The organism is Xanthomonas fragariae, from assembly GCF_017603965.1.
Classification (GTDB): Bacteria; Pseudomonadota; Gammaproteobacteria; order Xanthomonadales; family Xanthomonadaceae; genus Xanthomonas; species Xanthomonas fragariae_A.
The window spans coordinates 2,868,692-2,881,792 of record NZ_CP071955.1 but is presented as its reverse complement, the minus strand read 5'-3'; the positions used below and the strand labels follow the sequence as shown (position 1 = coordinate 2,881,792).

Here is a 13,101-nt window from a genome sequence, read left to right as displayed (position 1 = left end):
TGCGCTAGTGATGCGCACACCGCGGTGGCGCCGCGAATGCCTTGCCGCCTCTGCCTCCAGTGCCGCCATCAGCCATCAGCCATCAGCCATCAGCCCGGAAGGTTGTGTCGCTTCAAGCATCTTGGCGCAACCATTCCAGCCGGGTCGCAGCACCTGGCTCGCCGAGATGCTTTTTGAGCGCCGGAAGGGCTGGCGCCAGCACCTGGTCGAACTGCCACGGTGCATTGACGAGCAGCAGGCCGCTGCCGGTCAGGCGCAACGGCGAGTCGTCCGGGCGCACCTGCAACTCGGCCACCAGCACCGACTTGGCCGGCAGCGTGGCGGCCTTGCGCATAAACGGCTGCAGGCTGCGGCGCAGCTTGATCGGGTACCACACCATGCAGATCGCCTGCGGCCAGCGCGCCAGCGCTTCGCGCACGCTATGGATGACCTGCGGGTATTCGGCCTGCTGCGATTCGTACGGTGGGTCGATCAGCACCAGCCCGCGGCCGATCTTGGTCTCGCCGGCACGCGGCGGCAGGAACGCCCGGATCGCCGCATAGCCGTCGCCGGCATGTACGCGTACGCGGCTGTCGGTGGCGAACAGGCGTTTCAGCGCCTCGGCTTCGTCCGGCTGCAATTCGCAAAAGGCCATGCGGTCCTGTTCGCGCAGCGCTTGCGCCGCCAGCAGCGGCGAGCCTGGGTAGTGATTGATCTGGATGCCGGCAGTGGGGCGGGCCGGTTTTTGTCCGGGCGTGGGTGGGCGGGCGACGGTCTGGTTGTCTGCCTGCACCGCGCGCAGATAGCGCTCGACCACTTCCGGCAAGGTCGATTCGGCCATCAACCGCATCACCCCGGCATCGGCCTCGTTGGTCTTGCGGCTTTCTTCGCCACCGAGCTGGTAGCGGCCGCGTCCGGCGTGAGTGTCGAGCACGAAGAACGGCGAGTTCTTGCGCTTGAGGGTGTCGATCAGCGCCAGCAAGGCGATGTGCTTGAGCACGTCGGCATGGTTGCCGGCATGAAAGGCGTGGCGATAGTTCATCGCGGCAGTGTAGAGCGTGTCGCCCGGTTTGAGATCGGCTGACGCAGCTCCGGGCTCGGTCTGCCGTTGGTACGCGAGGTCGCGCGTCTGCACCAAGGTGAGCTTACGCTGGGGAATCGTCAGGGCGGCGGTGCGACGGCCGTGTTCCAGCTGTCGATTGCCTGATCGGACTGCGGGCTCATCGTTTCGCGTTGCAGTGCTGTTACTCGATGATGGTATAGATCTGCGGCGACACCGGTTGTGTGGCATGCATTCAATCGCGCATGCGGTATCGCAGTCGCGACGGCTCGCGTCGCGACTGGAATGGAATGCGTCAGTGAACCACGAGCGCTACGATCACATCTTTTGCGACCACCGACCACGCCAGTTTGCCGTAGCCCTTGTTGCCCCATTCGGTGCCCCAGCTGTTTTCGATCAGCAAGCCTTCTCTGTCGTAGCCCAGCGCAATGACTGCGTGGTAGCCCCTCAGCCTGCTAGTCGTGTCGCGATCAACCTGGTTGGTCGGACTCAGGTCTTCAAAGCCCTGGCGGACTGCAAAACCAATTGCGACCGGCGTAGCAGTGGCGAGCGCGCGCTTTACTTGATCGATCAACGGTTTTCCTGCATTGCCAGCGCCGGAGTAAAGCACCGTGTACTTCTGATAGCTAGTGGGATGCTTTGCGGCGTTGGCACGGTCTGCCGCAGTGGGCTTGTTCTTCCAGTTGTAATCGCCCCACGAATAATGCTGTGCCGTGTCGATGCCCTGGGCCAAGGCGATGTCCAGCGGCGCTTCCATCGTTGAGCCTCCATCGACACCGCCATTGATCTGGCTGTAGAGATACATCGGCGCGAACTGCGTCTGGGCCTGCTTGCCGGCTTTCGCATACCAGCCGGTCAAGGTGTGGGCGGTTGCCCAGGACACGCATGCGTCCACATTTTTCTGGTCGCCGGGTTCGATTGCCCACTCAGTGAGGTCTATCTTTGCCGGTAGCGGCTTGGGGTCGGTACTTTCGGTGCCGAATACCGCGGTGACCGGCTGTCTCATCGATGACGGCTTGAGACCCATGCCATGTACTGCGGCCTGCGCAGCGACGTTGACAGAAAGCCCAAGAACAGCGACGAGACAGGTGGCAAATAAACGTTGCTCGATCATCACAACGGAAGTCCTTATGAAATTTAGTGGGGTGGGGCAGGCAGCGCACACACATATTCTCTTGTTCTACCTGCGCTGCATCCTTCCACCAAGCCACTCAGCGGGGGTTTCTCCACTGCGAAGCGGAGGGTGCAAAACAGAAACTGCCCATGTGCATGGGTTGCAATTCTAGCGTTCGCCTCTGGCGCTGAGCATCACCATCACGCTTTGGTGGATAGGCCACTTCGCAGTCGCTTCAAATTCGCCTCAAACCCTGGACACCTGCGCATCGCAGCTTGGCCACCTCCCAGTTTCTGGCGCTGCGCTTCGTGGCGTTCGTAGCGTTGGTGTTGTTCAAGCGCTTGCCGATCCACCCGTTGCACTACCTGCTAGCGGGCCTGGCGTTGGCGATCCTCTTCCTGCTGCTGCTGAGTCTTTCCGGGCACATCGCGTTCTGGCAGGCGTATCTGTTGTCGGCCGCTGCGTGTATCGGCGTGCAGTTCTTTTTTCGACCAGCGCCAAGCGCATGCACGCGCGCTGCGCCGATGCGCACCGACTGCATTTTGTTCGGTGGAACGTGCGGAACGATCCGCGCAAACCGTCCGACTACCGGCCTGGCGATGCGTTCTGGCGCAAATGCAGTGATACACCGCACCGGGGATGCGCGTGGCGCTGGCGTAGGTGGAGTTGCAACGCGGCGAAATCGACCACAGCTTGAACGTCTGGACGCGCGTGCTGTCGCGGTGACTACTGGCGACTACATCGCCGTTTCCCACTTCATTCGATCAACCGCAGCAGGGCCCACAAATGAAGGTCGCAGTCGCCAAATATCCGATCGGCAAACCTGCCGATTTCGCCGCGCGCCAATCCGCCGTGGTCGGTGAAGCTGCTGTCAGCGCACGCGTGCTGATGCTGCCGGAATATCTGTCGCCGGAACTGGGCGCGACGTTTGACACGCATAGCGCAATCGGTCGACGCCGGCGAGGCGCCGTGGAGCCCGGCGCTGGACTTCAATACCTACGAAGCGGCGGTGTTGGCGCCGATGGATGTCGGTTTCCCGGCCGATGGCCTGCTGGCGCAGACGCAGGGCGACATGGTGTGGGCCCTGCTGTACTTCGGTGCATTCGAAGCCAGCTGCGCGTATGCGCAGGTCGCCAACGACCGCGATTGGTCCGTGCAGTTGGTCGCTGGCGTGACAGGTGTCAAGCTGGCTGCGTCCGATGGATGGAGCGCGGCTGACAAAACGACTGCGCTCACGTCAGGCACGCGGTCGGTGCTCGGTGCGGCATATACCACGCGTACACCCCGGTTCCTCCGCGCCGTCCGCATTCCCTGACAAGTGCTCGCGATGCTTTGTTAGCCACTCTCAGCCCCAGCAACACCACCCACCAGGTTCCCATGGCCAAGAAAACCCTGATTCCGCACAGTGTCCGTCTCGAATTTGCGCCCGGTGCGCTGGTGCACAGCAATCTGTCCGGCGCCGCGTTCACCGACGACTGGTTGTGGGTGGCTGGCGATGAAGCCTGCGCAGTGGACCGTCTGCGCAAGCTCGATTCGACCCAGCGCGAGACGTTGCGTTTCGGCGAAGGTCGGAGCTTTCCGTTGGCCGAGTTGCTGGATCTGCCGGGCGAGGCCGCCGATGAAGCGGACCTGGAAGGCATGGGTTTGTCGGATGGGTACCTGTGGGTCGTCGGCTCGCATGGCTCCAAGCGCAAGAATGCCAAGCGTGGCCGCAACGATGCCGACAACGCCAAGCGCCTGAGCAGGCTCAAACTCGACGCCAACCGCTGCCTGCTGGCCTGCCTGCCGATCGAGCGCGATGCCGATGGCGCTCCGCGACTGGTGCGCGAAGCTGCCGATGGCCGCCGCGCGCTGCGGCTCAAGGGCGACGCCAAGCATAACCAGCTCACCGACCTGCTGGCCGACGACCCGCATTTCGGCCCGTTCCTGAAGATCCCTGGCAAGGACAATGGCTTGGACATCGAAGGCATCGTTGTGGACGGCCAGCGCTTGCTGCTCGGCCTGCGCGGACCAGTGCTGCGGGGCTGGTCGGCGCTGCTGGAGATCCAGGTGGAAGCGCATGGCGACCATCTGCGCATGGCGCCACTGGACGAAGAAGGCACGCTGCTGCGCAAGCACTTCCTGCAATTGGGCGGGCTGGGCGTGCGCGACCTGCATTACTCCGGCGATGACCTGTATGTGCTGGCCGGGCCGACCATGGTGCTCAATGGCGAGATCGGCCTGTTCAAGTGGCCGGATGCGCGTGCAGTGCTGGCCGCCAACCGCGCGCCGGTGCGCTTCCAGCACGAGCTGTTGAAATCGGCGGTGCTGCCGCATGGCAAGGACAGCGACCGCGCCGAGGCGATCTGCAATCTGCCAAAACATCTGGCCGGCAGCACGCCCGCCTGGCTGGTGCTGTATGACGCACCAGGCCCCGCACGCAGCGGCGGCGATTGCGTGGTCTACGGCGACCTGTTGCGCAATCGCTGAGCCGCGGGCAGGGCAGGTCTGAGCTGCGCAAGGTAAAATCCGCTGATTCCCGTTCCTCCGAGCGCGCCATGATCTGCCGCACCCGTTTTGCCCCCAGTCCCACCGGTTACCTGCACATCGGCGGCGCCCGCACCGCCCTGTATTGCTGGCTGGAGGCACGCCACCGCGGCGGACAGTTCGTGCTGCGCATCGAAGACACCGACCGTGAGCGAAGCACCCAAGAGGCGATCGACGCCATCTTGGAGGCAATGGACTGGCTGGGCCTGGGTTACGACGAAGGCCCAATCTACCAGACCCAGCGCGTCGCCCGTTATCAAGAGGTCGCCGAGCAGCTATTGGCGCAGGGCAAGGCGTATTACGCCTACGAAACCCGCGAAGAACTCGACGCCATGCGTGAAACTGCGATGGACAAACAGGAAAAGCCGCGCTACAACGGCGCCGCGCGCGAGCAGCACCTGCCGTATCGTGATGACCCCAATCGTGTCATCCGTTTCAAGAATCCGATCGGCGGCACGGTGGCGTTCGACGATCTGATCAAGGGCCGTATCGAGATCGCCAACAGCGAGCTCGACGATATGGTGATCTTCCGCCCGGACGGCTTCCCCACCTACAACTTCGCGGTGGTGGTGGACGATTGGGACATGGGCATCACCGAGGTGATCCGCGGCGACGACCACATCAACAATACTCCGCGCCAGATCAATATCTATGAAGCGCTGGGCGCGCCGGTGCCTAAGTTCGCGCACATGCCGATGATTCTGGACGAGCAGGGCGCCAAGCTGTCCAAGCGCACCGGCGCGGCCGATGTGATGCAGTACAAGGACGCCGGCTATCTGCCGCATGCGCTGATCAATTACCTGGTCCGCCTGGGTTGGTCGCATGGCGACCAGGAATTATTCACTCAGCAGGAATTGCTCGACCTGTTCGACGTCAAGGACGTCAATTCCAAGGCCGCGCGCCTGGATATGGCCAAGCTTGGATGGGTCAATCAGCACTATCTGAAGACCGACGACCCGGCCAGCATCGCTCCGCAGCTGGAATACCAGCTTGCCAAGCGCGGCATCGACGTCGCCGCCGGCCCGGCCGCCATCGATGTGGTGGTGGCGCTGCGCGAGCGCGTGCAGACCTTGAAGGAAATGGCCGAAAAAGCCGTGGTCTGGTATCAGCCGCTGGAAACTTACGACGAAGCGGCGGTGATGAAGCACCTCAAGCTGGGCGCCGAGGTGCCGCTTGGCAAAGCGCGAGAACTGCTGGCAGGCGTGAGCGAGTGGAGCGTGGAGAGTGTGTCGGCTGCACTGCACGACGCCGCGGTCGCGCTGGAGCTGGGCATGGGCAAGGTCGCCCAGCCGCTGCGCGTGGCCATCACCGGCACCCAGGTCAGCCCGGACATTTCGCAGACGGTGTACTTGGCCGGACGCGAGTGCGCCTTGAAACGCATCGATGCGGCACTCATCAAGATAGGAGCGGCCTGACGCTGGAGTCTGTGATGAAAAGCAACCAACACGCCTGCACGGCACCGCATCACCACGTCGACGACGCCAACGGCTTCGTGCGCGCAGTGGAGCGCGCGTGCAGCGAGCGCGGTCTGCGGCTTACCCCGATCCGCGCCAACGTGCTGCGGCTGATCGCCGATGCCGGCAAGCCGGTCAAGGCCTACGAGCTGCTGAACTGGGTGCGCGAAGGCAAGGGCGTCGGTGCCGACGCTCCGCCCACGGTGTACCGCGCGCTGGATTTTTTGATGGCCAACGGATTCGTGCACAAGCTCGAATCGGTCAACGCCTTCGTCGCCTGCCACCACCCAAACAGCGCGCAGCACTCGGTGCCGTTTCTGATCTGCGACCGCTGCCATAGCGCAGTGGAACTTGAGGATCGCGACGTAGTGTCGCAACTCGAAGCCCGCGCCAAGGCGTTGGGTTTCCAACCACAGGCGCAGACGCTGGAAGTGCACGGGTTGTGCGCGAAGTGTGCGGTGGCGGAGTAGCCGCGTACCAGGCAGCCAGAGAGTCCAATTGCATTGCACGACGTTGCTGTCGCCAGCGATCAGCCGCCTTGGTCGGCTCCTGTGGCATTGCTGTTAGTGCGATGCGCTTGCCCGTGTTGATGGTCAACACCCTCGCGCGCGGGAAATAACCTAGCCCATACCGATCAGGCAACTGGCCTGATCGATCTCCGTGCATCCGTTTGCCAGCGTGTTGGCCTCGGAAAATTCAAGTGAACCCCGCACTAGCGCACCGTGGCCATCCGGCACATCGCGCGTGGCCATCAGGCCTTGCGTCGTTGGTGAGGCATGAGACAGATATGCAAACTGGCGGTGGGGTGATCGGAGGTCATGCAATCGGGCGTGCGCGGTGAGCGGAAAACAGCGCGCAGATGTCACGGCGCAGGAGGGCAAGCAGTCGCTGGCCTGATTGCACCGCCTCGCAGGCGATTGCCTGGTTGCTGCGCAATCGTTTTGTTGGCCGCTCTAAAAATGTCGGACCGCCTTGCGGCGGCCCAAATACTGACATCAGCGTTGCGTACTGCATAAATATCAGCGCATCACTTCAAGGCGTGGCGCTGGTCGCGCGTGCCGCCTGCGGCGACAGAATCGCTATCTGCGGCTTGTCGGTGCCGTCCTTGTTGGGATGCACGCTGTACTGGTAACTGCTGTTCCACCAAGAGCCGGCCACCCACCACGTCCAGCCCAGCCAGACATCGGCGTTTTTTTCTATATAGCCAAGCAGGGTTTGCAGCGCTTTATCGCATAGCGCGTTGTTGGCAGTGCCGAACTCGCCCAGGAAGCCACGTTTGTGATTGGTACGCAGCCACGTGGTGAAGGTGCGCAGACGATCGGCACCGACGGTGGCACTGACGCAGACATTGGTGGTGCCGCTGGAATTGGCATCCAGATACTGATGCACTTCGATCGCGTAATGATCGAGCGGGTCATAAATGGACGCCAGCGCCGTTGCGTTGGAATAGCCGTCGGTGGTGGTGGAATACCAACTGTGCGCGCCTGTCCACAGCGCGCCGGGCACCAGAATCAGATTATTGGCACCGGTGGCGCGGATGGTGTCGATCGCTGCTTGTGCAGCACCGGCCCACCCGCTGGCAGATACGCCATTGGGCTCGTTCATCAGCCCGAAGATCACTGCATTATCGCTAGGGAATTCCAGCGCAAGACGGCGCCATAAATCGGTGAACGTGGCGAGCGGCACTTCGTCGCTGCCAATCTTGTAACCGTAGTATTTGCCGTAATTGTGGATGTCCAGCACCAGATACATGCCCGATGCCTTGGCACGTGCCACCGCTTGTTGCACTAGCGCCAATTGCGCCGGATCCAGTTTGCCGCGTGCGGTGGGTTGCAGGCGTTCCCACAAAATCGGCAAACGGATCGTATTCATATTGACGCTGGCGAAATAGGTGTAATCACTGGCAGCCGGGTACATATAGTCCTTGTTGAGGATTCCCGGCTTTTTGGCAGATGCGAATTCGGCGCCAGCGAGATTGACCCCGGCATACGTGAGTGCGCGCGTCTGGGCGTGGCTAAGCGGCGATATGCTCAGCAAGATAAAGAACAGGGCACAAACTACAGCGTGTCGTAAAGAGAACGATGCAGTAAACATAAAGCACCTCCTTCGAGTAAATGGGAGGATGCGTCGCAACCTGCTGGCTGCGATGTGCGCCGAATGCGCTGCATCCGCCCTACCCCTTGCACCCGCCATGCCTTTTTTCGAACATTGTCGGGTGTGAAGGTGGCGTATTTGCCGAAGTGTGCGCCAAATCTTTTTTCACTTAGATGTAATTTACATTTTAATTAAAAAATGCAGCCAGCTCATTGCAGCGCAGATGCGCTGCGCACGAGCAATCACGTCAATTCCAGCAGCTGAATGTCGAATTTCCATCCTGCAGATGTACCAAATGTCAATAGATCGGCGTCAATCCATCGGCGCCGTCCCATGCCTGTACTTCTCAGCTCCAGTTCGCTTGCAAACAGCACTGCACTGCAGCATTGATGAGCCATACGTTCTGCATGGGCTTGCGAGATAGATAGCTGAAGCCGTTCACGTCCGTTCGCAGTGGGATGCAGATCGAGTGGTACCTGTCGTTTCACCATCTGTCCGCTGCCCATGCAGTCCAGCCCACCCACGCGTCACTGTTGGAGTCCATAGATGCCGGCATGTCGTTGAGCGTGGGCTTGCAGATGGGGTTGTTGGCGATGCCGAATTCGCCAAGAAAGCCGCGTTTTTATTCAGACGCAGCCATTGGGTGAAGCTGCCAGTACAAGCCGACGATCGGCAGATCTACCGAGGCCGCCAGATAGCTGCGGGCGGTAGGAGTACCCCTGTGTGCCCAGCATCTCCTGTTTGCGGCCTTGCGCCACCAGACACAGAGAATGTGGAGTGGCCACCGTGGGCGAAGCACTGCGCATGATCTGCCGCCCGGCGATCTGGGTGGCGTGCGTGCCGTCGGCAGGCGCGCCGCGCAGCAGGAGGGCGGTCAGTTCGGTCGGCGATGACATGCGGAGCCCGGCAGTGTCACAAGGCGGCGGGCCGCGATGCCGTTGATCGTGCAAGAGCGTCTGTCATGTGGCAGGCATAGGCCGCAACGTGGCGGTGGATCACAACCGAGGGCGCCAGCGGATGTGGCCGCGCCCAGCGCGCAGGCACAAGCGCAACCGGCGCTGGTGAGAACGCTCACACACTGCCGGTATCATGGATGTCCACTCCAGCGCCTGCGCCGCACCATGCCCGCAAAACGTTCGACCATCCCAACACCGACAAGCCCGGCCGACTGGAAGACGATCGAAGCCGCCGCCAAGGTAGAGCTCGCTCGGCGCACGGCACGAGCGCATCAGCAGATTCTGGAGGTGTTGACCACGCATGGACATCTGCTGAGCGAAGCGCAGCGGCGCAGCCTGAATAAGCGGTTACAGCGCGCAGGAAGCTAATCCGCCAGCGTGGCGATCGCCTTAAGGGCTTCGCTGGCCAACGACGCAGCGTACGGCATCGTCCAGCTTGGCCGCGCGTTCGCGCCTAAGAGTGGCTAACAAAACGACTGCGCTCACCGCCACGCGGGCGCGGCCGGTGATCGGAATCGGCATGTACCACGCGTACACTGCGGTTCCTGCGCGCCGTCCGCACCCATTTGGCGACTGCTCGCTACGCTTTGTTAGCCACTCCAAGCGGGCACGATTACGTCTTGATTGACCGTCACCATCAACGTGGGCTTATCGCCACCGCCTGCAGGGACGGTGCTGGTGCTGGTGCTGCGCGCTGCCCGGCCAAGCGTGATGACATCGGGTTCACGCCTGTCGGCATCCCGACATTGCCCGCAGCGCCAGCGCGGCGCGCAGCGGGCGGGTCGTTGCGCTGGCCGGCCTGTGCCTGGCCGTTGAATTCTGGCGCCGGGGACAAGTCTGAAGTTGGTGTCGCCGCTACTGAAACGCTGTTCATGAAGCGCTGCAAGCGCACCTTGCAACACAACAGCCGCAACACAGCAGTAGCGTCACAACAGCTGCGCAGCCCGTTGAATCACCTCGGGCATGATCGCACCCACGCCCTTGCTGCTCTGCAATTGTTTGCAGGTGTCCAATGCAGTGGCCACCGAACCCCGTCGGCATTGACGGCACCGACGACGATCATGGTCGTCAAACTGTTGATGTAGTCGATATTCGCACTGCTGCAACCAACCCCGAGCTGCCGCGTCCGGTCGGCGCAGCGGTCGATCAGTTTGCCCTGCGCATCCACATCGATCAGCGTATTGAAATCGTTGCCTGCCGACTTGACGTAGATGCCACCTTTGCCGCCCCGCTGGGCCTGCATCAGCGTTTCAAGCGAGCGTTGTTCGTTGGTGTCGCTGAATGGATAGGACGGCGCGGAGACGCCGAAGCTGTTGTTGAACACGTCCATGCGACGCCCCTCGTGCCCATCGCCCCACGCGTAGCGAATATCGACGTATTGCTTGCTGCCATCGGTTTCAGCGATCGCGTTGAAGCCGGCCAGGCCGGCGTCCGGCGCAACACCGCGCCCGCCAATGTTGTTCCATCCGCGCTCGGCGATAATGCCGGCGACCGCAGTGCCGTGGTTGCTGTCGATCTCGTCCGCAGGCGGGGTGGGGTTGTTGGAGTCCTTCAAGAAGTTATGCGACCCGCCGGCGACGATGTTGTCGACAAGATCCTCGTGCGCGATCTCCAGGCCGTTGATGCGGGCGGCAACCTTGCCATTGGGGAATGCGCTCGCCATCCGTGCATGCGCACCGCCAGCCGATCCATGCGCTGTTGTTGCAGCGTCCAGCTGCAGGTTCTCGGTCACGACCGTGCCGGGCAGCATGCGGAACATGTCCGGGCCGGATTGAAAGCGCTCGCCCGTGGCTGCCGTTTGCAGGGCTTGGGCATCCATGTATTGGGATGCATGCGCGGCACCGATGGAGGCGATGGAAAGCGTCAGTACACAAGCAACGATCATCGGTTTCATGTCAGTGCCCCAGGATGCGAAGTTTGAAGGCGTTGAGTGCAACGGTGGTCCTGGGCTCGCTCATGTCGGTGACTTCCAAGGTCCAGACCCCGCGTGATGCCTCATCCAGAAACGCATTGCTGGAAGTGAGGTCGATGTAGAAGCCGGTCTTTGCATAGGGGGCCGGATCCAATGCGGAGAAGGGCGTGGCGACTACGCTGCGTGTCCCGCTCGGCGACACCAGAACCACCCGCAGGTTGGAGGGTGTCTTGTGCGCGGAATGCAGCGATAGTTGTACCGCTTCGACCTTCATCGCCTGCTGGATACGGATGCGCAGTTTCCCCGGCCGCGCCGGCCCACCGATCTGGCTGGCCGCATCGGTGGAGCTCACCCACTGCGTGTCGCGTACAGGCGGCAGCGGTGTGAAGTGGCTCGCCTTGTAGACAGCCGCAGCTGCATCGGCCAAACCGAAGCCGTACCAGTTGCTGAAGCGATGTCCTGCCGCGTTGGTGATCCATCCCGGATCGATCACGCTGCCCTGATAGACCACAGGCGGTTGCCACGGGTCGATCTGGCGCGCAGTTGTCGCAAGAATGTATTTGACGTCACGCGCGCTCAGGCTGGAATTGGCGCTGAGGATCAGCGCAGCGACGCCGGAGACGGTGGGCACGGAGGCCGAGGTGCCGTTCATGGTGGCGCTGTAGTTGCACGATGGGTCGATCTTGGACTTGCTGCCGTCCAAGGCATTGTCGACCGTGGTGGGATCGTCCGCGTTGTCGCCTGCGGCGCAGCCGCTGAGGTCGGTGGTGACGATGGCCGGGTCGTAAGCGAATGGTGCGAACTCCGGCGGAAGACTGGACGCCGCATCGGGAGAGAACTTGCGTTGATAACCGAATTCACCGCCAAGACCGGAGACCCACAAGGCAGAGCCTGACGAGGAATACGAAGCGTGCTCGCCCTTGGCATTGACGCTGGCCACAACAATGGTGCCGGGCAGATTTGTTAACGGGTCGACGTTAGCCAATATGCAGCCGACGTTCAGTGTGCGCGATAGTTCGCTACAGAGGTTGACGATATTTCCGTTTTCGTCTACTACGCTCAGGTCCCTGAATTTATTGCCCGCCGACTTGATGTAAATGCCGCCAAGACCGCTGCGCGTCGAGCGCATCAAGGTTTCCCATGCGCGACGTTCCTCATCGGAGATGTCTAAATAAACGGTTGCAACCGTCCCCCAGCTATTGTTGAATACATCGATATTGCGTGCCTCTGGCCCATCACCCCACGCATACCGGACGCTTGCGTCGTTATTGGACGAAGCGCGTGCAAGGAAATCGAATCCTGCCAGCAGTACTTCCGGCGCCACGCCGCGCCCACCGCGGCCGTTCCAGCCGACCGCACCGATGATGCCGGCGACAGCGGTGCCGTGGCCATTATCAGGGTCGATAGGCGTGGTGTCGTGCGATCCATCGCCGAAGTTGTGCGAGCCGTTGGGCAGGATGTTGTCGGACAGATCTTCGTGACCCAGCTCCAATCCGTTATCTACCACGCCGACCCGCACGCCGCGGCCGCGGATGTTCAAGGCGTGCAGGATTTCCACATCCATATCGACGCCAGGCACCGGGCGGCTGTCGCCGATCACTGCCTGTCCCTGATTGAGCAGATGCCATTGGTAGCGCAGCAATGGATCGTTGGAGTTGGAGCTGGAGTTGGCATTGACAGCCGTAGCCGTCACCGGTGCTGCGGCCAGCGCCGAGGGTGGCGCGCTGCCGATCAGGAGGGCGCCGATCAACAGGGCGAGAGGTCGCCTGAGAAAAGAGTTCATTTTTAGAGTGGCTAACAAAACGTAGCAATCGGTCGCCAGGTGGGTGCGGACGGTGCAGAGCAACCGCAAAGTGCACGTGGTACATGCCGATTTCGAGCACCGGCTGCGCCAGCGTGGCGGTGAGCGCAGTCGTTTTGTTAGCCGCTCTTATTTAACTCCAGTCAAAGAATCGGTACGGTCGAAGCGACACAGCTCTCGATGCTGGGTCTGTATTGGCAACGCC

9 protein-coding genes, 3 other RNA genes and 6 pseudogenes are annotated in these 13,101 nt (G+C 61.9%); 10 read left to right on the top strand and 8 right to left on the bottom strand.

Annotated elements, in window-relative coordinates; genetic code table 11:
- Positions 1–112: 112 nt before the first annotated feature.
- Entirely contained in the window at positions 113–1,021 is a 909-nt protein-coding gene (locus J5I97_RS13645) for a 23S rRNA (adenine(2030)-N(6))-methyltransferase RlmJ (protein ID WP_208591743.1), read from the bottom strand.
- A 42-nt stretch (positions 1,022–1,063) separates the two neighbouring features.
- Here J5I97_RS13645 and J5I97_RS20050 point away from each other — a divergent pair.
- Positions 1,064–1,186 (top strand): annotated as a pseudogene (locus J5I97_RS20050) (ATP-binding protein); the annotation flags it as partial.
- 148 nt (positions 1,187–1,334) lie between these two features.
- Here the strand turns inward: J5I97_RS20050 and J5I97_RS13640 are convergent.
- Entirely contained in the window at positions 1,335–2,153 is an 819-nt protein-coding gene (locus tag J5I97_RS13640; RefSeq protein ID WP_208587089.1) for a C1 family peptidase, read from the bottom strand.
- A 290-nt stretch (positions 2,154–2,443) separates the two neighbouring features.
- Here J5I97_RS13640 and J5I97_RS20045 point away from each other — a divergent pair.
- From J5I97_RS20045 to J5I97_RS13610, 7 genes and pseudogenes are all read left to right on the top strand, one after another.
- Positions 2,444–2,641, top strand: a pseudogene (locus J5I97_RS20045) (inner membrane CreD family protein); the annotation flags it as partial.
- Positions 2,634–2,810 (top strand): annotated as a pseudogene (locus J5I97_RS20040) (GNAT family N-acetyltransferase); the annotation flags it as partial. The pseudogenes J5I97_RS20045 and J5I97_RS20040, both read left to right, overlap by 8 nt.
- Positions 2,811–3,090: 280 nt before the next feature.
- Positions 3,091–3,348, top strand: a pseudogene (locus tag J5I97_RS20625) (nitrilase); the annotation flags it as partial.
- Between the two features lie 71 nt (positions 3,349–3,419).
- Positions 3,420–3,494, top strand: a non-coding RNA gene (locus J5I97_RS13625) — sX9 sRNA.
- A gap of 36 nt (positions 3,495–3,530) precedes the next feature.
- Positions 3,531–4,622, top strand: a complete 1,092-nt coding sequence (locus J5I97_RS13620; protein ID WP_208587087.1) for a DUF3616 domain-containing protein — start codon at positions 3,531–3,533, stop codon at positions 4,620–4,622.
- A gap of 68 nt (positions 4,623–4,690) precedes the next feature.
- Complete coding sequence (gene gltX, locus J5I97_RS13615; protein WP_208587085.1) at positions 4,691–6,094, top strand: glutamate--tRNA ligase; 1,404 nt, start codon at positions 4,691–4,693, stop codon at positions 6,092–6,094.
- Positions 6,095–6,108: 14 nt separating this feature from the next.
- On the top strand, positions 6,109–6,603 hold the full coding sequence (locus J5I97_RS13610; protein WP_208587083.1) for a transcriptional repressor: 495 nt from the start codon (positions 6,109–6,111) through the stop codon (positions 6,601–6,603).
- A gap of 562 nt (positions 6,604–7,165) precedes the next feature.
- Here the strand turns inward: J5I97_RS13610 and J5I97_RS13605 are convergent.
- The 3 genes and pseudogenes from J5I97_RS13605 to J5I97_RS13595 all read right to left on the bottom strand — a co-directional run.
- A complete protein-coding gene (locus tag J5I97_RS13605; protein ID WP_208587081.1) occupies positions 7,166–8,227 on the bottom strand; it encodes a glycoside hydrolase family 5 protein in 1,062 nt (353 codons plus the stop codon).
- 242 nt (positions 8,228–8,469) lie between these two features.
- Complete coding sequence (locus tag J5I97_RS13600; protein WP_208587079.1) at positions 8,470–8,733, bottom strand: hypothetical protein; 264 nt, start codon at positions 8,731–8,733, stop codon at positions 8,470–8,472.
- Positions 8,734–8,888: 155 nt separating this feature from the next.
- Positions 8,889–9,123, bottom strand: a pseudogene (locus tag J5I97_RS13595) (AraC family transcriptional regulator N-terminal domain-containing protein); the annotation flags it as partial.
- 225 nt (positions 9,124–9,348) lie between these two features.
- Here J5I97_RS13595 and J5I97_RS13590 point away from each other — a divergent pair.
- Complete coding sequence (locus J5I97_RS13590) at positions 9,349–9,552, top strand: hypothetical protein (protein WP_208587078.1); 204 nt, start codon at positions 9,349–9,351, stop codon at positions 9,550–9,552.
- Between the two features lie 151 nt (positions 9,553–9,703).
- Positions 9,704–9,779: non-coding RNA, sX9 sRNA (locus J5I97_RS13585), on the top strand.
- 428 nt (positions 9,780–10,207) lie between these two features.
- Here the strand turns inward: J5I97_RS13585 and J5I97_RS13580 are convergent.
- From J5I97_RS13580 to J5I97_RS13570, 3 genes and pseudogenes are all read right to left on the bottom strand, one after another.
- Positions 10,208–11,077: pseudogene (locus J5I97_RS13580) on the bottom strand (S8 family serine peptidase); the annotation flags it as partial.
- Position 11,078: 1 nt separating this feature from the next.
- Positions 11,079–12,878 (bottom strand): S8 family peptidase, encoded by a 1,800-nt coding sequence (locus tag J5I97_RS13575; RefSeq protein ID WP_430541803.1) that lies wholly within the window; start codon positions 12,876–12,878, stop codon positions 11,079–11,081.
- Between the two features lie 9 nt (positions 12,879–12,887).
- Positions 12,888–12,963: non-coding RNA, sX9 sRNA (locus J5I97_RS13570), on the bottom strand.
- Positions 12,964–13,101 lie beyond the last annotated feature (138 nt).